We start from the raw sequence: 18,330 nt of genomic DNA on the forward strand, positions 1-18,330 counted from the left end.
CGCATCCGGCCCGTTCTTGCAATTCTTGCTGCCAGTTTCCGGGGCCGTGCGGGAATTCCTTGACATGTGCCGCATCCCGTCAAGGAAGGTTCCGCATGAACCGCACACGCCCCGCCCGCCGGTTCCGTTCAGCGGCCCCCGGCCGCCGCCCCGCCGCCCCGCGGGGCGAGTTCGCACTGCCCGAGACGATCACCCCGGCGTTGCCCGCCGCGGCGCGGTTCGCCGATCTCGACATGCCCGCCGAGCTGCTGGGCGCGCTCGGCTCGGAGGGCGTCACCGTGCCGTTCCCCATCCAGGGCGCGACGCTGCCGAACTCCCTCGCCGGGCGCGACGTGCTCGGCCGCGGACGCACCGGTTCCGGCAAGACCCTCGCCTTCGGGCTGGCCCTGCTGGCCCGTACCGCCGGGCGGCGCGCGCAGGCCCGGCAGCCGCTGGGGCTGGTCCTGGTACCGACGCGGGAGCTGGCGCAGCAGGTCACCGACGCGCTCACGCCGTACGCCCGGGCGGTGCGGCTGCGGCTGGCCACCGTCGTGGGTGGGATGCCGATCGGCAGGCAGGCGAGCGCGCTGCGCGGCGGCGCCGAGGTCGTGGTCGCCACGCCCGGACGTCTCAAGGACCTCATCGAGCGCGGCGACTGCCGGCTGGACCAGGTCGCCGTCACCGTCCTGGACGAGGCGGACCAGATGGCCGACATGGGGTTCATGCCGCAGGTCACCGCCCTGCTCGACCAGGTACGTCCCGAGGGCCAGCGCATGCTGTTCTCCGCCACCCTCGACCGCAACGTCGACCTGCTCGTACGCCGCTACCTGAGCGATCCCGTCGTGCACTCCGTCGACCCGTCGGCCGGGGCGGTCACGACGATGGAGCACCACGTCCTGCACGTCCACGGCGCCGACAAGCACGCGGCCACCACCGAGATCGCCGCCCGCGACGGCCGCGTGATCATGTTCCTGGACACCAAGCACGCCGTCGACGACCTCACCGCGCACCTGCTGAACAGCGGGGTCCGGGCCGCCGCCCTGCACGGCGGCAAGTCGCAGCCGCAGCGCACCCGGACGCTGGCGCAGTTCAGGACCGGGCACGTCAGCGTGCTGGTGGCGACCAACGTCGCCGCGCGCGGCATCCACGTCGACAACCTCGACCTGGTCGTCAACGTCGACCCGCCGACCGACCACAAGGACTACCTGCACCGCGGCGGCCGTACGGCCCGGGCCGGTGAGTCCGGCAGTGTCGTCACCCTGGTCACCCCGAGTCAGCGCCGTGCCATGAGCCGCCTGATGGCGACGGCCGGCATCGTCGCGCAGACCACCCAGGTCCGGGCCGGCGCGGAGGCCCTGCGCCGGATCACCGGTGCCCAGGCGCCCTCCGGCGTCCCGGTCGTCATCACCGCGCCGGCGGCGCCCGAACGCCCCAAGCGCGGTTCCGCGTCCCGCGGGCGGCGCCGCCCGGCATCGGCGGCCCGGCGCACGGCGTCCGCACGGCGGTCGGCCCCGGGCTCGGCCGCCTAGATCCGTACCGTTCGACCCGGCCGGCGTCCGCCGGCCGGCGCTCGGGAAACTGACCCATCTCTCCAGGAGGCACCGCTTGACACCGGCGACGTACCCCCACGCGCAGTACGCCGACACCGGGCACCGCACGGCCGCCGACGCCATGGACGCGGCCGGGCCGCAGGTGTGGGACGACATGACCGTCGAGGTGGCGCTGTCCGTCATGGCCGCCGCCCGTACGGGGCACCTCGTCGTGCGCGACGACGACGGCCGGTTCTCCGACCTGGTCTCCCGGGCGCGGCTCACCGCCGTACGGGACGGTCGCGGCTACACGGACCGGGTCCGCCTGCGGGACGTCGTCGTCGCGGGTGCGCCCTTCGCCTCGCCGCTGAGCACGGTGGCCGAGGCCGAGGCGGCGATGCGGGACCGGCGGCTGGGAGCCCTGCCCGTGGTCGACGAGGACGGCAACGCCCTGGGCGTCCTCGCCCTCACCGCCCGCTGAGGCCGCTCCCCCGGGTGAGGCGGCCCGCCCGGTCCCGCGTCAGGCCTGCGTGTCGCGGCCGGCTCCGGTCTCGCCGCGGCGCAGTTCCTCGTTGATGCGCCGGGCCTCTTCGAGCTGGTCCTCCAGGATGATGATGCGGCAGGCGGCCTCGATGGCGGTGCCCTGGTCGACCATCTCGCGGGCGCGCGCGGCGACGCGCAGCTGGTAGCGGGAGTAACGACGGTGCCCGCCCTCCGAACGCAGGGGCGTGATCAGCCGGGCTTCGCCGAGGGCGCGCAGGAAGGCGGGTGTGGTGCCGAGCATCTCCGCCGCCCGTCCCATGGTGTAGGCGGGGTAGTCGTCGTCGTCGATTCGGTCGAGCGGTGTGTCCACGGTCATCTGCACCTCTGAGGGGAGCTGTACGGGCAGCCGAGGGGGCATGCGTCGAGGGGCCTTGGTGCCGTACGGCACCAAGGCCCCGAGGGATTTGTAACACCACTGGCCGGGTTACCGCGGTACCGGCCTGCCTTTTCCGTGCGGGCAGTTCGTGTCTGCCGCGCCTCCCTGACTTCTGGCTACAGCAGATACATTAGGGCATCGGTTGATGAATGTCTACAGCGGCCGATGCAGTTTTTCTGAGGCGAGGAGATCGTCGATTCGGAAAGCCGGTCGAACGATTCGGCGTCGGCGCGCGGGATGCGAGGGGCGACCAGCACTCAATCAGCCTGCTCTCGCGTACGTCTCACTTCCCACACCCTGGGCCTTCAGCGCTTGGACGGCACGCAGACGGGCGCCGAATGTTTCGGAGTCACTACCGAAGATGTGGGAAGCCGATGAGGGCGCATCGACATCGCCCGCCACCCGCTATGGGCGTCTCGCCCACGCACCCGGCACTCCGCGTACGCCGACACGGTCGTCACCACGAACCGGACCGGCACGGACGACGGGTACCGCTCCTCCTTCTGGACCGACGCCCGGGGCGCCGTCTCCACGAACCCCGGCTCCGGCGGCGACCACAGCACCTCTTGGGGCAACACCGGCACTTCGTCGTCGGCAAGGGGTGGAGTGCGGTCGAGCGGACGGGCGGACGGGCGGGCAGGGCCGTCACCGTCGGCAACCACTTCGGTGCCTGGACCCGGGCCGGCATGGCCCTGGGTGGCTTCGACTACTCCATGCACCACATGCGCTAGATGATCATGGCGACCGAGGGCTACCGGAGCAGCGGGAACGCCCTCGGCGTCACCGTCAGCACAACGGCGACCGGACCAGGCCGACCGTTTCCCGCGCGGTCGGCCGGTCCCGTGGGCCCGTATCAGTAGTTGGCGTTGGCGAGGATCTCGCCGTCCTTGTCATACACGGTCACCAGTCCGTTGTCGGACTCGTAGCAGCTCGTGAACGCGGACGCGATCAGCTTGCCGTCGCCCTGGTGCGGGCCCAGGAGGCCGCCGGTGTAATCCGTGAAGACCTCGGCCGTGTCGAGGATGTCATTGCGCTGGTCGGCGCCGGTCACCTTGGTGACGTGCTCGATGGCGGTCTTCTCGCTCGCCGTGCCGGTCTTCGCGACGCAGGCCTGGAACTGCTCGGCCTGGGACTGGGTCTCCGCGGCCTCGGTCTCCTCCTCGGCCGCCGCCTCTTCGCCGGCCGCCTCCTCGCTCTGCTCGCTCTTCGGCTTCTCGTCGGCCACGACGGCCTTGTCCTTGCCGGAGGTGTCGACGGAGTCGTCCCCTCCGCTCACCGCCGCGCCGATGAGGCCGACGACGACGAAGAGGGCGAAGAGACCGGCACAGCCGAGGCCCACGATCTTGCCGACGCCGCCCTTCTTCGGCGGCTGGGGCACGGGCATCCCATAGCCGTAACCGGGGCCGGGGACGGCGCCGGGCGGGACCTGGGGCCCACCCCATCCGGGCTGCGGCGGCTGCTGCGGCTGGTTCATCTGCGGCGGCTGCTGCGGCTGGTTCGGCTGCTGCGGCTGCTGCGGGTACTGCTGGTTCATGTGAGGCCCCGAGGGATCGTTCCAGGTCGGACGGGTACAAGACTCACGAAGGCCCCGTGTGGTTGTACGTACGAAATTCCATCCATACGTCCGTGACGCAGCCGTCCTCCGCCGGGGCGGCACGGCCCCTCCCGAACACGGGCCGAGCCCCCTCGGCAAGGTCGGCGCGCTGGTCGAGAGGGCTCCGCGGACGTACAGGCCCGGCTACTGCTTGACCGACGCCACGAAGGCCGACCAGGCGTTCGTCGGGAAGGCCAGCTCCGGTCCGGCCGGGACCTTGGAGTCGCGGACCAGCATCGCCGTCACGACCGGGGACTTCACCTCGACGCAGGCGCCGTTGCCCCCGGAGTAGGAGGACTTGGTCCACGACTCGGTGGCGCCCTGAAGAATTGCCATGTTCTGCTCCGATTACGAGTACTGATCGTTGGCGCGATCGACGCTACTCGCCACCCTCACCATATGGAGCAGCCGTTCACTCGACCGGATGGCATATTCCAGGCGAGCCTTCCAGTTCAGCGTCCCACCGGTGTAAGATCCCCGCCGCTTTACGGGTCCGGGCTCACCGGGCGTACTCTTTGGCCACGTCCTCGATACGCCGACGCGACTCGTCCACGTTGAGCGCCTGCGCCCTCAGGTGCTCGTACATCACCGTGTACTTCTGCACATCGTGCGCCTTCTCCAGGTACAGGTCACTGGTCACGCCCTCGATGTAGACCACGCTGGAGTCGGCGGCGTCGGCGAACTCCAGGATCGAGTACTGGCCGTTGACGCCGGGGTGCGCGCCGACGTCGAAGGGCAGCACCTGCACCGTGATGTGGGGCTGCTGCGACATCTCCGCCACGTGTTCCAACTGCTCGCGCATCACCTGGCGGTTGCCGACGACGCGGCGCAGGCACGCCTCGTCCAGGACCACCCACAGCCGCAGCGGACCGTTCTCGGACTGGATGCGCTCCTGACGCCGTATCCGTACGTTCACCCGTTTCTCGACGTCGGCGGCGGGCGTCTCCGGCAGCGCGCCCTGGATGAGCGCCTCGGCGTACGTACGGGTCTGGAGCAGGCCGGTGATGATCTGCGGTTCGTAGACCCGCAGCGACTCCGCGTCGGTCTCCAGGCCGATGTAGACGCTGTACGGGATGTCGCCGAAGGCGTGCCACCAGCCCTGCTGGCGGGAGTCCTTCGCCATCTGCATCAGCGAATCGACGACGCGCTGGTCCTCGACCTCGTACACCCCGCACAGGTCCCTGACATCACGCTGGCTGATGCTGCGGCGGCCGTTCTCCAGGCGGCTGATCTTCGACTGCGACACCAGCAGCCGATCCGCCACCTCCTCGGCCGTCATGCCCTTCACCTCGCGGAGCCGGCGCAGTTCCTGGCCGAGCCGGCGCCGCCGGACGGTGGGATTCACATTGGACGCCACGAGACGTGCACCTCCGGCTGCGTGCCTGGTACTTGACTTGCCACTTTGCGTATCTGCTGTTGAGCAGACTGCCACCAAGGTGCTGGCCACCGCTGGGAAACGGTCGATATACGCCGCGTACACGCCCGTTCGGAAGGCCACCCGTGCGCGTCGGCGGGACACACGTGCGGCCGCGCGGGGCGGCGGGACCGAGTCGTCGTCCGGACGTCGGTCCCGTCGCCCCGCGCGGCCAGCGGCTCCCGGACCGGTCTCAGTGACTGTCGTGCGGCGGCTCGGGGTGCGGGTGGTGCGGTGGTGCTCGGTGGTGCGGGTGGTACGCAGTGGTGCGGTGGTACGCAGTGGTGCTCGGGTATCTCTCGGTGGTGCCGTGGTGCCGGTGGTGTGTCCGGCTCAGTGCGCCGCGGCGCGCGCCATGGGGCCACGGCGCGGTTGCGCCGGAACGCCGCGGGCGGGTTCCGGTGCGGGCCCGGCGTCGGGGGCGGCCTGGCGGCCGGCCGGGGCCGGGCTGCGGCGCGGCTGGGCCGCGACGCCGTTCTGGACGTCCATCACGGCGTGCGCCACGAGGCCGCCCATCGGGTCGTGCCGGATCAGGTCCCGGAGGCGGGAGCGGGAGGACCGCCCCTCGTTCCCGGGGTAGAGGTGCTTGCCGAGTCCGACCGCGTGCGCCAGCGCGGCGAGTGCCGCGGTCCGCGGGTCCGGCGGTACGCCGGTGCGGATCGCGGAGTCCAGCCGGGCCCTGATCTCCCGGCTGATCTCCGTGTCCGTCGCCTGGTAGCGCGTCGTCGGCAGCACCCCGCACATCTGACCCGCCACGGCATGCACCATGCCGCACCGCTCCAGATGCGAGAGGTACGTCTGGCGGAGCCCCAGCCGGGGTCCGCCGATCCAGTGGACGGCCCGTACCGGAGCGCCGCGCCTTCGCAGCAGCTCCAACGCGCAGTCCAAGGTCGGATCTCCAGTCGGCCGTGGTGCCACCACGGCGATACGATCCCCGTCTGGGGCTATCCGTCCGGCCAGCGCCAGCTCGACGAGCTGCGCTCCGGCCAGACCGAGGTCGAGCGACTGCGGCTGCGCAGTGGTACCCGTGGTCGGGTCCAGTGCCAGCAGCAGAAGCTCCTCCGGAAGTGTTCTGCGGCTCCTGCCCATCCATGCCTCCCCGCGTGGATGACAGACAGGGTGACCCCTCTCACATTGGTCTGTCGAGGGCGCGTGACCGCTTCGTGAGGGAACCGGCAGGTATGTCGTTCTCGTCTACCGCATCGGTCAAGCCCGTACACAGGACACTGGTACATGGTCCGGACAACGCCTGAGGGCGGGGTCCCGGGCGGCGGTTCACGGTTCGGTACGCGCACGCGGGGCGTGCGGCGCATGGAGGAGGCATCGGTGGCGGGCGAGTCCCCCGACAGGTCGAAGCAGCGCGAGTCGTCGGCAGAACGGACGTCGGGGAGCGTGGGTCCGGTTCCGGAGGCCCGGACGGAGGCCGACGAGGCGCGTGATCCGCGGCTGACGGTGGCGCGGGAGCCGGAGACGCGGAGCGCCTCGGCGGGCGGTGGTGTCGATACGGCGACGCGGGTGCTGTCGGCCAGGGAGGCCGAGGCGGACGCGGGCGCGGGCACTGACACGGGCGCGGAGACCGGCACCGGCACCGGGGAGGGCGCGGTCGCGGACCCGGAGTCCGGCGCGGAGGCCGAGGACGCCGCGGAAGCCACGGACGGCGACGGGCGGCTGCGGAACGCGGCGGCCTCGTGGGTGCGGCCGGCCGGCCCCGGGGGCGGGGCGACGGACGCCGGCGCCGGGGACACGGACGCCGAGAGCGCGGCCGGGGACGGGAAGGGCGCCCAGGAGGGCGAGGAGGGCGGGGAAGACGCCCAGGAGGCCCTCAGGGCGCCCGAGGGTGCCGACGACCGCCCCGGGGCGGGCACCGGCGCTTCCGAGGGCGCACAGGGGCGTGAGGGCCTCGACGCGGCCGGCTCCGCCGGGGACGCGGGCGACGCGGACGACACGGGCGGCACCGACAGGACGGACGACGCGGGCGGCACCGACGGCACTCAGTCCGCCGACGCCGATGCCGACGACCGTGGCGCCGACGCAGACGCAAACGCCGATGGCGGCACCGAGGCCGGCACCGGCCAGGCCGAGTCCCCGGACCAGCCCACCGCCGTCTTCAAGGCCCCGCGCCCCGCCGCCCCTCCCGTCGACCAGCCCACCACCATGCTGAAGCTGGGCGGCGCCCCGAAGAAGGACGCGAAGCAGACCGAGAAGAAGACCCCGGAGGAAACCCCGGGGAAGGCCCCGAAGGAAACTCCGGAGAAGCCCCCCAAGGAAACCTCGCAGGAGACCCCGGACAGGGACGAGTCCCCCGCCGAGCGGACCAGCAAGTTCGTCGCGCTCAAGCCGCTGGACGACCCCGCCGTGCGCAAGCCGCCGCAGGCCGCCTCCGCGACCCCGGCCACTCCGGCGGCCCCAGCCACCCCAGCTACCCCGGCGACTCCGGCCGCCACCCCCGCCCCCGCCGCCGAGGGCTTCGAGCGCACCCGCCAGCAGCCGCTGCCGCCGAAGCCGCCGCTGGACCTGCTGGCGGAGCTGACCAACACCCCGCCGCCGCCGGAGACGCCGCTGCGCACGGCCTGGCGGCGGGTGAAGATCTGGACGCCGCTGGTCCTGCTGCTGGTGATCGTGATCGGGGTCGTCCAGGCCCTGCGCCCGCTGCCCACGCCCACCCTCCGGCTGACCGCCGAGGAGACCGTCTCCTTCGAGGGCGGCAAGCCCTCCATGCCCTGGCCCACCCAGGGACAGGCGGCCATGGACGTGAATGGCATCGGCAGCTTCGGCACGTCCGGCGACCAGAAGCCCGTGCCGATCGCCAGTATCGCCAAGGTCATGACCGTGTACGTGATCCTGCGCGACCACCCGCTGAAGACGGGCGCGAAGGGCCCGAAGATCGAGGTCGACGCGGCGGCGCAGAAGCACTACGAGACCGGCAAGGCCGAGAACGAGTCGGTCGTGAAGGTCACCGAGGGCCAGGAGATCACCGAGTACGAGGCGTTGCAGGCGGTCATGCTGCCGTCCGCCAACAACATCGCCAAGCTGCTGGCCCGCTGGGACACCGGCAGCAGCTCCGAGGACGAGTTCGTCGCGAAGATGAACAAGACCGCCAAGGAGCTGGGGATGAAGAACACCACGTACACCGACCCCAGCGGCCTGGACAAGACGACCGTCTCCACCGCCGAGGACCTGGTGAAGCTGGGCCGCGCCGCGATGGAGGACCCGGTCTTCAAGGAGATCTCCCGGCAGCCCAGCTACGTCGACCTCAACGGCGACCAGCAGAACAACTTCTTCGGGCTGGTGCCGACCGTGGCGATCGGCATCAAGACCGGCACCACCACCGCGGCGGGCGGCAACATCCTCTTCGCCGCGGAGAAGACCGTCGGCGGCGAGACCCAGACGATCATCGGCGCGGCCCTCGGCCAGTTCGGGCAGAACGGCACCGCCAACATCGACGAGGTCACCGCCGTCGTGCGGGGGCTGATCGAGGCGGGGCAGGACGCGCTCACCGCGAAGACCATAGTGAAGAAGGGTGAGGTCGTCGGGCAGGTCGACGACGGCCTGGGCGGTACGACCCCGGTCGTCGCCGCCAAGGACGTCTCCGCCGTCGGCTGGTCGGGGCTGACCGTGAAGCTGGAGCTGGACGAGCTGAGCGGCAGTTCGGTGCCGCACACGGCGGAGGCCGGCACCAAGGTGGGCACGCTCACCGTCGGCGACGGCGGCAGCGGTGACGCCGTCGAGGTCCCGGTGACCCTCAAGACCGATCTGGCGGAGCCCGCCCTCACGGCCAAGCTGACCCGGATCAGCTGACCCGGATCAGCTGACCTGGAGCGAGCCGAACGGATCGGCTGCCCGGACCGGTTGACCGCGACCGGCCGGGCCGCCGCCCGGCGTCCTCCACACGTCCTCCACGCGCCCCGTCCGGCAGCCGCCGGGCGGGGTGCGTGCTAGCGTCACGAAACGGGCAAGGTGGCCGGTCGGACGGCGCGGGCGTGAACCGCACGGCAACGGGACGCGGCCGGGATCAGAAGACGGACACGGGGAGTTGCCTTCAGGTGGCCACTGCGGAGCCGACACGCGCCGACGACGCCGATCCGGGCCGGGGGAGCGGTCCGGGAAACAGCCCACGAATACCCGTGTCCACGCCGGAGGATCCGGAGAAGCCAGAGAATCCGAAGAAGCCGCAGGATCCTAGGAAGCCGGAAGAGCCGAAGAAGCCGGAAGAGCCGCAGGATCCGGAGAAGCCGCCCTCCCGGTCCTCCGTCGCGGGAGCCGTCGCAGCGGTCCTGCGTGAGTGGCCGCCGCGCCATCCCGTCCTCACCGTCACCGCCGTCTCCGCCGCCCTGCACATCGTCTGGTTCTTCACGTTCGCGAACAGCGGCGGCGATCTCGCCGCGCAGGACGCCTGGGCGGAGTTCGTCGGCCGGCACCCGGACTCGGCGTACAACCTCGCCTGGTACGGCGGGATGCACCCGGTGTCGTACAGCGTGGTGTCGCCGTACCTGATGTCCGTGCTCGGGGTGCGGACCACGATGATGATCGCGGGCACCCTCTCCGCCGGGCTGCTGACGATGGTCCTCATCCGCAGCCGGGTGGTCCGCGTCCCCCTGTGGCCGGCGCTGGCCGGGGTGTTCGCGCTGCTGTGCAACGCGGCGTCGGGTCGGGTGACGTTCGGGCTGGGCACGCTGTTCGGTCTCGGCGCGGTCGCGGTCGTCTTCTGCTGGCCCCACCGGTGGCGGTACAAGCGCTGGGCGAAGGCGCTGTGCGCGGCGCCGCTCGCCGCCCTCGCCACCATGGCGTCGCCGGTCGCGGGCCTGTTCGTGGGTCTGGTGGCGGTCGCGCTGTTCCTCCAGAAGCGCCGGCCGGGCGCGTGGGCGCTGGGTCTCGCGCCGAGCGCGGTGGTGGCGCTGTCGGCGTGGCTGTTCCCGTTCTCGGGGACGCAGCCGATGTCGTTCGGTTCCGCCGTCCTGCCGATGGTGTTCGCGGCGCTGGTCCTCCTGCTGGTGCCGCGGGACTGGACGACGGTGCGGATCACGTCGGCGGTGTACGGCCTGTCGGTGCTGCTGGTGTGGCTGGTCAGCTCGCAGATCGGGTCCAACATCACGCGGTTGCCGATGCTGTTCGCGGGGGTGGCGCTGGCGGCGGCGCTGCCGTTCACCGCGCCGCGCACCCTCAAGTGGTACGCCGTCCTGACCGCCTTCCTCGGCTTCACGGTGTGGATCGGCTGGAAGTCGGTCGACGACGTGGTGCACACCACCCCGCGCGCCTCCTGGGCGCGGGAGCTGGCGCCGCTGGTCAACGAGTTGCAGGAGGTCGGCGCGTACCGGGGCCGGGTGGAGGTCGTGCCGGCCGCCTCGCACCGGGAGGCGTCCGCGCTGGCCCCGTACGTGAACCTGGCGCGCGGCTGGAACCGGCAGGCCGACATGGAGCGCAACCCCCTCTTCTACGACGACACGCTCAACTCGGCCAACTACCACCAGTGGCTGAGGCGGTGGGCGGTGCACTACGTGGTGCTGCCGAAGGACCGGCCGGACGGTGACGGGGGCGAGCGCGAGCGGGAGCTGGTCCAGCGGGGGCTGCCGTACCTGAAGCAGATCTGGGGCGACGCGAACTGGCAGCTGTTCGAGGTGACGGACCCGGCGCCGCTGGCCGAGCCGGACGCCGAGGTGCTCCGGGCCGAGCAGGGCGAGTGGACGATCCGGGTGGAGCGGGCGGGCCGGATCCTGGTCCGCATCCCGTACTCGCCGTGGCTGAGCATCGTCGACGCCGAGGGCAGGAGCCTGAAGGCCCCGCAGGAGACGGAGGCGTCGAAGGACCGGGCGGACGGCGAGGAGAAGACGTACGAGAACGTCGACGGCTGTCTGATGGAGACGGCCGAGGACGCCGACGGCGACAAGTGGACGGTGCTGCTCGCGCCGAAGGCGGGCACCTACCGGCTGGCGGCCCCGTACCAGTTCCCGCGCGGGACGCAGTGCCCGGAGGAGTGGCGCGAGGAGTGGCGCGAGGAGTAGCGCGAGGAGTGCCGTGCGGTAAGCCGGGCGGTGCGCCGGCGACCGCCGGTCAGCGTTCAGGTAGCTGAACGCTGACCAGCGCACCGAACTTCTTTGCCCCCTCTTGACTTACTCCTCGCTTGTCGTGTCCCAGTCATCGCACTCACGATGAGCGGGCTGTTCACAAGGCGGACCCTGGAAAGGGGGCACATGAACAGTCTCGACTGGGCCGTGCTCATCGGCTACTTCGCCGTGATGGTCGCCATCGGCGTCTGGTCGCACAAACGCGTCGACAGCGTCAGCGACTTCTTCACGGCGGGCGGCAAGATGCCCTGGTGGCTCTCCGGCATCTCCCACCACATGTCGGGCTACAGCGCGGTGATGTTCACCGGCTACGCGGGCATCGCCTACACCTACGGGGTCACGTCCTTCGTGACCTGGTCCTTCCCCATCGCGCTCGGCATCGCCATCGGGTCGAAGCTGTTCGCGCCCCGGATCAACCGGCTCCGTTCCCGGCTCCACGTGGCCTCCCCGCTGGAGTACCTGAAGAACCGGTACGACTTGCCGACCCAGCAGGCCCTGGCCTGGTCCGGCATGCTGCTCAAGATCGTGGACGTCGGCGCGAAGTGGGCGGCCATCGCCACGCTGCTGTCGGTGTTCACGGGGATCTCCCTCAACCAGGGCATCCTGATCACGGGTGTGATCACCGGCATCTACTGCACGATCGGCGGCCTGTGGGCCGACGCGCTGACCGAACTGGGCCAGTTCGTCATCCAGTTGCTGGCCGGCGTCGCGATGTTCGTGGCGGTCGTCCTGGAACTCGGCGACCACGGCGGCTTTTTCGGCGTCTGGGACGAGCCGGCCCTCCAGGGCCACGAGAAACCGCTGGTCGGCCCCTACGGCACGGTCTTCCTGCTGGCCTTCCTCTTCATCAAGCTCTTCGAGTACAACGGCGGCATGCTCAACCAGGCGCAGCGCTACATGGCGACGCGCGACGCCCACGAGGCGGAGCGGTCGGCGCGGCTGTCGGCGGTGCTGTGGCTGGTGTGGCCGCTGGTGCTGTTCTTCCCCATGTGGATGTCGCCGCTGCTGGTCGAGTCGCAGAAGCCGGACGGCTCCGACTCCTACGCCCTGATGACCGAACAGCTCCTCCCGCACGGCCTGCTGGGCCTGGTCATCGTCGGCTTCTTCTCGCACACCATGGCCATGTGCTCCTCGGACGCCAACGCCATCGCCGCCGTCTTCACCCGGGACGTGGCGCCGGTGCTGTCGGCCCGGGCACGGGGGTGGAACCAGCGGTCCGGGCTGCTGGCCGCCCGGGTGACGACCGTGGTCTTCCTCGCCCTGTCCATGGCGGTGGCCACCCAGGTCAACTCCCCCACCTTCAAGGACATCATCACCGTCGTGATCAAGTGGGTGGCCGGGCTGATGGGTCCGATCGCCATCCCGATGATGCTCGGTCTGCTGCGGCCCTTCCGCCGCTCGGGCCCGACGGCGGCGCTCACCAGCTGGGCGCTGGGCCTGCTGGCGTTCTGGCTGGTCAACTACCCGATCAACTGGAACGTGGAGGGCGGCGTACCGCTCCAGTACCAGGTGTCCATCCCGCTGGCCGTCTCGCTGGTGCTCTACGTCCTGATCGGTTACCTGAAGCCGGAGGACACCCCGGAACGGCTCGCGATCATCGAGACGGTGAACACGGACGGGGGCGGCTCCGCCGCAGCGGCGGCGGCCGTGCCGGCTCCGGCGGGCGGGGCGGACGGCGTCCCCGGGTCCCGGCCTCGCATCAAGGACTGACCGGGGCCTCGTGGCAAGGGCTGACCGGGTCTTCCCGGGTCCGGTCCCGCAGGGCGGGGGCCCGCCTCCGTGACGGAGGCGGGCCCCCGCCCTGACGATGCCGCCGTGCTCAGCCGCGCAGCACGCGGCCCTGCTTGTCGGTGCGGTCGTTGCTCGTCAGGAAGAGGATCCCGTCGATCAGCGACCAGAGGCCGAGGCCACCGCAGGTGAGGAGCTGGGCCACGCCGACGCCGACGGAGCCGACGTAGAAGCGGCCGACGCCGAGGCCGCCGAGGAAGATCTGGAGGATACCCGCCACGATCTTGGACTTGTCCGAGTACGGACGCCCCTTGGGGTCGACGCCGTAGGGAGCCTCGGGGGTGGGGACGGTCATGAGTTACTGCTCCTGAAGTTTCCACGAGACACCGGAACAGGGCGTTCCGGCGTCCAGGAGGCACGCCGGTACGCGAGCAGGTCGTCGCATCCGCAGCCGTGTTCCGATCACGCCCGTGCGCGCTTTCCCGCCGCACCGGCCGTCCCCCCTGTGAGCCGTGAGCATAGGGAGACGCATGAGGTCGGCGGGAGTGGGGTAGGACTATCGTTTTTGTTCTGTGACCAATTCCGCCGCCCGCGCCTACCCGGACGGGACGACGTTGCGCACGACCGTCCAGGCCACGGCGACCGTCAGGATCAGCGCCGGGGCCAGCGGACCCGTCCGGGGCCGCCAGCGCCGGCCGCGCAGCCCCTCCCAGGCCCAACGGCCCAGCAACGCCAGGGCGAAGGGCGAGGCGAGCAGCAGGAGCCTGTTGTCCGCCCAGGCCGCCGCCCAGTGGCCGTGCATCAGGTCGTACACCATGCGGGTGCCGCCGCAGGCGGGGCAGAGCCAGCCGGTGACGAGGCGGAACGGGCACCGGGGCAGGAGGTGGCCCGGCTCGTGCGGGTCGGTGGTGTAGAGGTACGCGGCACCGGCCGCCCCCGCCACCAGGACGGCGAGGGGGGCGAGGGCCGCGTTCCGGCGCACCACGTCAGCCACCGCGCAGGACCCGGCCGTCGGAGTCGGTGGTGTTGTCGCTGGTCAGCATGATGATGCCGTCGATCAGCGCCCAGATGCCGAGGCCGCCGCAGGTGAAGAGCTGGGCGAGGCCCAGGCCGACGTGGCCGATGTAGAAGCGGCCGACGCCGAGGGTGCCGAGCATGAGCTGGAGCACACCGGCGACGATCTTCGACTTCTCCGAGTAGGGGCGGCCGAACCGGTCGTACCCGTAGGGGGCGTGGGGGTCGCCGGGGTAACCGGGCTGGCCGGGGTAGCCGGGGTAGCCGCCGCCCGGCGGGGGCGGGTAGCCGCCCTGCGGGTAGCCCTGCTGGGCGTAGCCCGCCTGCTGGTACCCGGCCTGCTGCTGGTAGCCCTGGTGGGGGGCGCCCTGCGGAGCGCCCTGCGGTCCCGCCTGCGGATCGCCCGGGTACGCCCCGGGCCCCGGGTACCCGTAGCCGGGCTGCTGCGGTGGCTGCGACTGGGGCGGCTGCTGCGGCTGCTGCGGCGGCTGCTGGGGCTGTTCGGACATAGTGCTCTCCCCCGGGCGATCCGTGAGTGTGGTGAGCATCGTGAGTGTGACGATGCGATCGAAGTGATGACCGCAGTCATCTTGCAGGAGTGGACCGCTCACTGGAAAGCCGGGCCGGGCGGGTCAGGCCCTGGGGTAGCGCGCCAGCCAGCCCGGGGCGGAGCCCGCCGGGCCGTGCAGGGCCGGTCCCTGGGTCATCTCCATGGCGAAGTCGTCGGCCAGTTCGAGGATCGTGGGGCGTCCCTCCAGTTCGGCCAGCCAGGCCGGCGGGAGCGCCGTCTCGCCGTGCAGCGCGCCCAGCAGACCTCCGGTGAGAGCGCCCGTCACGGCCGACGAGCCACCGTGGTTGACCGCGAGCAGCAGCCCGTGGCGGACGTCCTCGCCCACCAGGGCGCAGTAGACGGCGGCGGCCACCACCCCCTCCGCCGAGCCCGCACCGCTCAGTTCGGTCACCCGCGCGGGGCTCGGCAGCCCCTGGCGCACCTCGCCGAGCGCGTGCCGCAACGCGTCCGACACGGGCTGGTGACCGGGCCGGGCGGCGAGCAGCTCCAGCGCGCGCCGCACGGCGCCGTCCAGGCTGTCGCCCCGGGTCACCCCGTGCACGACCACGGCGTACGCGCCCGCCGCCAGGCACCCCGTGGGGTGGCCGTGGGTCTGCGCGGCGCACTCCACGGCGAGCTGCACGACGAGTTGGGGTTCCCAGCCGACCAGCAGTCCGAACGGCGCGGAGCGGGCGGCGGCCTCGGCGCCGCGCTCGGCGGGGTTCTTCGGCGCGTCCGGCGTGCCCATCGTCGTGTCACCGAACCCGAGCAGCAGCGAACGGGGCGGGTCCCGCCGGGCGTACAGCCACTCCTCGCGCGCCAGCCAGCCGTCCTCCGCGCGGCGCTCGTCCGGTCCCCAGTCGCGCTGGGTGGCGAGCCAGCGGCGGTACGCCCGGTGCAGGTCGGTCGGCGGGTGCCAGGCGCCGGTGTCCCGGCGGACCTGGGCCCGGATCAGCCCGTCGACGGAGAACAGGGTGAGCTGGGTGAGGTGGGTGACGGCACCGCGTCTGCCGTAGGCGGCGGCGAGGTCACCGAGCCCCTGGGCCCCGTACCGCTCCCGGATCTCCGCCGGCCCCAGCCGGTCGACGGGCGTGCCCAGCGCGTCCCCCACGGCCCCGCCGAGCAGGGCGCCGCGCACCCGGCTCCGGAAGTCCTGCTGCTCGACCCGCCCCCAGACGGCACCGGTCGTCGCGCCCACCCAGGACCTCCCCGGTCATCGTCTGAACGTACGACGCCCAGCACTGTAATCGACCCGGGAGGGTGGGATCAGGAAGGTGGGAGGGAAGGGCGCGGGGGCGTGGAGGGGCGTGGAGGGGCGGGGCGGGCAGGGGCGGAGCGGGGGCCGAAAGCCGTGGGGCGGGGGGCCTTTGGAAAACGGATGACGCTTCGGCCCTGAGTGTCATCCACACGGCGGAGCCGCCCTGACCGTCGAGGGTGCCGATGACGACAAGGGTGCGGGCGACCGCAGCACCCGCATCCGGCAGAGCCGCCGGTGACGTGTGGAGGGTGGTTCAGTCCTCCACCAGGGTCCGCAGCGTGCGGCGGAGCCGATCCGCCGCGCCGGGACCGATCCCCGCGAGGAACGCCTTCTCGGCCTCCCCGTACGCCGCCTGTGCGGCGGCGTAGGTCCGCAGCCCCTGGTCAGTGAGCTCGACGACGTTCCGGCGCCGGTCGGCCGGGTCCGGTCGCCGCGTGACGACGCCCTTGCGTTCCAGTACGTCCAGCAACGCCACCATGGTGGTGCGGTCGATGCCGAGCGTCTGCGCCACCTGGAGCTGCGACGCCGGCTCACGGTGGGCCAGGACTCGAAGCGCCCCGAAGTCCTTGCTGTCGATCCCGCACGGTTCGAGCGCCGCGTCCGTCAACTCCGTGAGCTTACGGGTGGCGTGCTTGAGGAGATACCCCAGGACGTCGCGCGGGTCGGCGGTGGCGCTCGCTTCGGTGGACATGAGTCCCAGTTTACGCTTAGGCTGATCGTCAGTACTACTGACAATCAGCACAACGACAGAATGGTATCGGCATGATCCTTGTCACCGGAGGGGCCGGCTTCATCGGTTCCCACACCGTCCGCGCCCTCGCCGAGGCGGGTGAGGAGTGCGTCCTCCTCCAGCGCCGCAGCCCCCAGGTTCCGCGCCACCTCGCGGACCTGCCCGTGCACGTCGTCCAGGCCGACGTCGCCGATCTCGACGCCCTGCTCGCCGTCGGCCGGCAGTACCCGGTCACGGGGATCGTGCACCTCGCCGTCGCCCTCCCGTGGCCGGCCGGGAACGACGACCCGGTCGACGCGTCCGGGCGGGCGCTGGAGGCGTTCCTCAACATCGTCCGCGCCGCGCGGGCCTGGGGCGTGCGCCGCGTCGTGACCGCGAGCACCATCGGCGTCTACGGCTTCACGTCCCAGGGCGCCCTCACCGAGGACATGCCGGTCTCCCTGGAGCACCACCACGCCATCCCGACGTTCAAGAAGATCACCGAGCTGCTCGCCGGCCACCTGTCGCGGGAGACCGGCACGGATATCGTCACCGCACGCATCTCCGGCACCTGGGGGCCCGGCGGGCACCTGCCCGACCCGTTCTTCGCCGCCCCGTCGCTCGCGCACGCCGCGGCACGGCGCAGCGAACCCGACCTGACCGGGCTGCTCGCGCCGCCGCACGCCGAGGACGCGCTCGACCTGCTCTACGCCAAGGACACCGGGCGCGCGCTCGCGCTGCTGCAACTCGCCGACGAACTGCACCACTCGACGTACAACGTCGCCTCCGGCCGTGCCACCAGCAACACCGACGTCATCACCGCGATCGAGTCCGTCGTCCCCGGCTTCCGATGTGAACTCCCCTCGGCCGGAGCCCGCCCCGCGAGGTGGCTCGACATCACGCGTCTGCGCGAGGACACCGGATTCGAGCCCCGGTACGACACCGCCGCCGCGGCGGCCGACTACATCGCCTGGCTCCGTGCCGGAAACGAGCGGTAGTCCGCGGCCTCGGGCAGCGCGGCACGCCTGGTCGCCCGTCACACCACCGCGCGGCCCGGCACGAGGTCCAGTTCCGCCCAGACCGTCTTCGTCGGCGGTGTCCGCTCCACTCCCCAGCGGTCCGCGTACGCCGCCACGATGAGCAGCCCCCGGCCGCCCTCCTCCAGCACCGGGTACCGGGCACTCGGCACCTGGTCGCCCCGCGCGTCGGTCACCTCGGCGCGGAGGGAGCGGCCGGCGCGCAGCCGCAGGGTCAGCCGGAAGTCACGGCCCGGCACACGTCCGTGCAGTACGGCGTTGGACGCCAGCTCGGCCACGACCTGCACGGCCGCCTCCGCGGGCACGCCCCAGTCGTCGAGCTGCCGCTCGGTGAGCAGCCGGGCGAGCCGCGCACCCCGCCGGGTCGCGGACAACTGAAGGGTGAAGTGACGGTCAGCGTACGTCACTTCGGGGGCCGATTCACGGGTCATGCCCCCAGCGTGGCCATCTGTCCCTACTGTGACCAGTGACGACGACGGTACTCAGGGTCACTGTCCGATCGCCCGCCGTGGTCGTACTGCTGGTACTCCGGGAGGG

Annotated in this window: 18 protein-coding genes; 7 read left to right on the top strand and 11 right to left on the bottom strand. The window is 71.9% G+C overall.

Annotated elements, in window-relative coordinates; genetic code table 11:
- Positions 1-95 precede the first annotated feature (95 nt).
- Entirely contained in the window at positions 96-1,508 is a 1,413-nt protein-coding gene (locus tag ACY1JF_RS06590; protein ID WP_462704023.1) for a DEAD/DEAH box helicase, read from the top strand.
- A 142-nt stretch (positions 1,509-1,650) separates the two neighbouring features.
- Positions 1,651-1,989, top strand: coding sequence for a CBS domain-containing protein (locus ACY1JF_RS06595; protein WP_462704060.1), 339 nt, complete (start codon positions 1,651-1,653; stop codon positions 1,987-1,989).
- A gap of 39 nt (positions 1,990-2,028) precedes the next feature.
- Here ACY1JF_RS06595 and ACY1JF_RS06600 read toward each other — a convergent pair whose 3' ends face one another.
- Positions 2,029-2,367 (bottom strand): MerR family transcriptional regulator, encoded by a 339-nt coding sequence (locus ACY1JF_RS06600; protein ID WP_462704024.1) that lies wholly within the window; start codon positions 2,365-2,367, stop codon positions 2,029-2,031.
- A gap of 626 nt (positions 2,368-2,993) precedes the next feature.
- Here ACY1JF_RS06600 and ACY1JF_RS06605 point away from each other — a divergent pair.
- The gene (locus tag ACY1JF_RS06605; protein ID WP_462704025.1) at positions 2,994-3,158 is read left to right on the top strand and encodes a hypothetical protein; all 165 of its coding nucleotides are present in this window, start codon (positions 2,994-2,996) and stop codon (positions 3,156-3,158) included.
- 122 nt (positions 3,159-3,280) lie between these two features.
- On the opposite strand, the gene ACY1JF_RS06610 is transcribed toward ACY1JF_RS06605, so the two are convergent.
- The 4 genes from ACY1JF_RS06610 to ACY1JF_RS06625 form a co-directional block, all read right to left on the bottom strand.
- Positions 3,281-3,961 (bottom strand): hypothetical protein, encoded by a 681-nt coding sequence (locus ACY1JF_RS06610; protein ID WP_462704026.1) that lies wholly within the window; start codon positions 3,959-3,961, stop codon positions 3,281-3,283.
- 204 nt (positions 3,962-4,165) lie between these two features.
- Entirely contained in the window at positions 4,166-4,357 is a 192-nt protein-coding gene (locus ACY1JF_RS06615) for a DUF397 domain-containing protein (protein WP_462704027.1), read from the bottom strand.
- Positions 4,358-4,520: 163 nt separating this feature from the next.
- Positions 4,521-5,378: a helix-turn-helix domain-containing protein gene (locus tag ACY1JF_RS06620; protein ID WP_462704028.1), complete on the bottom strand. Its 858-nt coding sequence runs from the start codon at positions 5,376-5,378 to the stop codon at positions 4,521-4,523.
- A 390-nt stretch (positions 5,379-5,768) separates the two neighbouring features.
- Entirely contained in the window at positions 5,769-6,524 is a 756-nt protein-coding gene (locus ACY1JF_RS06625) for a GOLPH3/VPS74 family protein (protein ID WP_462704029.1), read from the bottom strand.
- Positions 6,525-6,746: 222 nt separating this feature from the next.
- On the opposite strand from ACY1JF_RS06625, the gene ACY1JF_RS06630 reads away from it, so the two are divergent.
- The 3 genes from ACY1JF_RS06630 (at position 6,747) to ACY1JF_RS06640 (ending at position 13,207) form a co-directional block, all read left to right on the top strand.
- A complete protein-coding gene (locus ACY1JF_RS06630; protein ID WP_462704030.1) occupies positions 6,747-9,233 on the top strand; it encodes a D-alanyl-D-alanine carboxypeptidase in 2,487 nt (828 codons plus the stop codon).
- A gap of 245 nt (positions 9,234-9,478) precedes the next feature.
- Positions 9,479-11,434 carry an MFS transporter gene (locus ACY1JF_RS06635; protein WP_462704031.1) on the top strand — a complete coding sequence of 652 codons (1,956 nt, stop codon included), beginning with the start codon at positions 9,479-9,481 and terminating at the stop codon, positions 11,432-11,434.
- A gap of 189 nt (positions 11,435-11,623) precedes the next feature.
- Positions 11,624-13,207, top strand: a complete 1,584-nt coding sequence (locus ACY1JF_RS06640) for a sodium:solute symporter family protein (protein WP_462704032.1) — start codon at positions 11,624-11,626, stop codon at positions 13,205-13,207.
- Between the two features lie 109 nt (positions 13,208-13,316).
- On the opposite strand, the gene ACY1JF_RS06645 is transcribed toward ACY1JF_RS06640, so the two are convergent.
- The 5 genes from ACY1JF_RS06645 to ACY1JF_RS06665 all read right to left on the bottom strand — a co-directional run bounded on the left by ACY1JF_RS06645 (position 13,317) and on the right by ACY1JF_RS06665 (position 16,738).
- A complete protein-coding gene (locus tag ACY1JF_RS06645; RefSeq protein WP_462704033.1) occupies positions 13,317-13,580 on the bottom strand; it encodes a TM2 domain-containing protein in 264 nt (87 codons plus the stop codon).
- Positions 13,581-13,820: 240 nt separating this feature from the next.
- Positions 13,821-14,210 carry a DUF2752 domain-containing protein gene (locus ACY1JF_RS06650; RefSeq protein ID WP_462704034.1) on the bottom strand — a complete coding sequence of 130 codons (390 nt, stop codon included), beginning with the start codon at positions 14,208-14,210 and terminating at the stop codon, positions 13,821-13,823.
- Position 14,211: 1 nt separating this feature from the next.
- The gene (locus ACY1JF_RS06655; protein ID WP_462704035.1) at positions 14,212-14,748 is read right to left on the bottom strand and encodes a TM2 domain-containing protein; all 537 of its coding nucleotides are present in this window, start codon (positions 14,746-14,748) and stop codon (positions 14,212-14,214) included.
- Positions 14,749-14,871: 123 nt separating this feature from the next.
- Complete coding sequence (locus ACY1JF_RS06660; RefSeq protein WP_462704036.1) at positions 14,872-15,987, bottom strand: ADP-ribosylglycohydrolase family protein; 1,116 nt, start codon at positions 15,985-15,987, stop codon at positions 14,872-14,874.
- A gap of 313 nt (positions 15,988-16,300) precedes the next feature.
- Positions 16,301-16,738, bottom strand: coding sequence for a MarR family winged helix-turn-helix transcriptional regulator (locus tag ACY1JF_RS06665; RefSeq protein WP_462704037.1), 438 nt, complete (start codon positions 16,736-16,738; stop codon positions 16,301-16,303).
- A 71-nt stretch (positions 16,739-16,809) separates the two neighbouring features.
- On the opposite strand from ACY1JF_RS06665, the gene ACY1JF_RS06670 reads away from it, so the two are divergent.
- Positions 16,810-17,754: an NAD-dependent epimerase/dehydratase family protein gene (locus tag ACY1JF_RS06670; protein WP_462704038.1), complete on the top strand. Its 945-nt coding sequence runs from the start codon at positions 16,810-16,812 to the stop codon at positions 17,752-17,754.
- A gap of 38 nt (positions 17,755-17,792) precedes the next feature.
- On the opposite strand, the gene ACY1JF_RS06675 is transcribed toward ACY1JF_RS06670, so the two are convergent.
- Complete coding sequence (locus tag ACY1JF_RS06675; RefSeq protein ID WP_462704039.1) at positions 17,793-18,224, bottom strand: ATP-binding protein; 432 nt, start codon at positions 18,222-18,224, stop codon at positions 17,793-17,795.
- Positions 18,225-18,330: the final 106 nt, after the last annotated feature.

It is taken from the genome of Streptomyces sp. SYSU D01066-1 (genome assembly GCF_054956795.1).

Excerpts from the sequence above, each read along its gene's own strand:
- ACY1JF_RS06590 (WP_462704023.1), top strand. The coding sequence starts at position 96 with ATGAACCGCACACGCCCCGCCCGCCGGTTCCGTTCAGCGGCCCCCGGC.
- ACY1JF_RS06595 (WP_462704060.1), top strand. The coding sequence starts at position 1,651 with ATGGACGCGGCCGGGCCGCAGGTGTGGGACGACATGACCGTCGAGGTG.
- ACY1JF_RS06600 (WP_462704024.1), bottom strand. The coding sequence starts at position 2,367 with ATGACCGTGGACACACCGCTCGACCGAATCGACGACGACGACTACCCC.
- ACY1JF_RS06610 (WP_462704026.1), bottom strand. The coding sequence starts at position 3,961 with ATGAACCAGCAGTACCCGCAGCAGCCGCAGCAGCCGAACCAGCCGCAG.
- ACY1JF_RS06615 (WP_462704027.1), bottom strand. The coding sequence starts at position 4,357 with ATGGCAATTCTTCAGGGCGCCACCGAGTCGTGGACCAAGTCCTCCTAC.
- ACY1JF_RS06625 (WP_462704029.1), bottom strand. The coding sequence starts at position 6,524 with ATGGGCAGGAGCCGCAGAACACTTCCGGAGGAGCTTCTGCTGCTGGCA.
- ACY1JF_RS06630 (WP_462704030.1), top strand. The coding sequence starts at position 6,747 with ATGGAGGAGGCATCGGTGGCGGGCGAGTCCCCCGACAGGTCGAAGCAG.
- ACY1JF_RS06640 (WP_462704032.1), top strand. The coding sequence starts at position 11,624 with ATGAACAGTCTCGACTGGGCCGTGCTCATCGGCTACTTCGCCGTGATG.
- ACY1JF_RS06645 (WP_462704033.1), bottom strand. The coding sequence starts at position 13,580 with ATGACCGTCCCCACCCCCGAGGCTCCCTACGGCGTCGACCCCAAGGGG.
- ACY1JF_RS06655 (WP_462704035.1), bottom strand. The coding sequence starts at position 14,748 with ATGTCCGAACAGCCCCAGCAGCCGCCGCAGCAGCCGCAGCAGCCGCCC.
- ACY1JF_RS06665 (WP_462704037.1), bottom strand. The coding sequence starts at position 16,738 with ATGTCCACCGAAGCGAGCGCCACCGCCGACCCGCGCGACGTCCTGGGG.
- ACY1JF_RS06670 (WP_462704038.1), top strand. The coding sequence starts at position 16,810 with ATGATCCTTGTCACCGGAGGGGCCGGCTTCATCGGTTCCCACACCGTC.
- ACY1JF_RS06675 (WP_462704039.1), bottom strand. The coding sequence starts at position 18,224 with ATGACCCGTGAATCGGCCCCCGAAGTGACGTACGCTGACCGTCACTTC.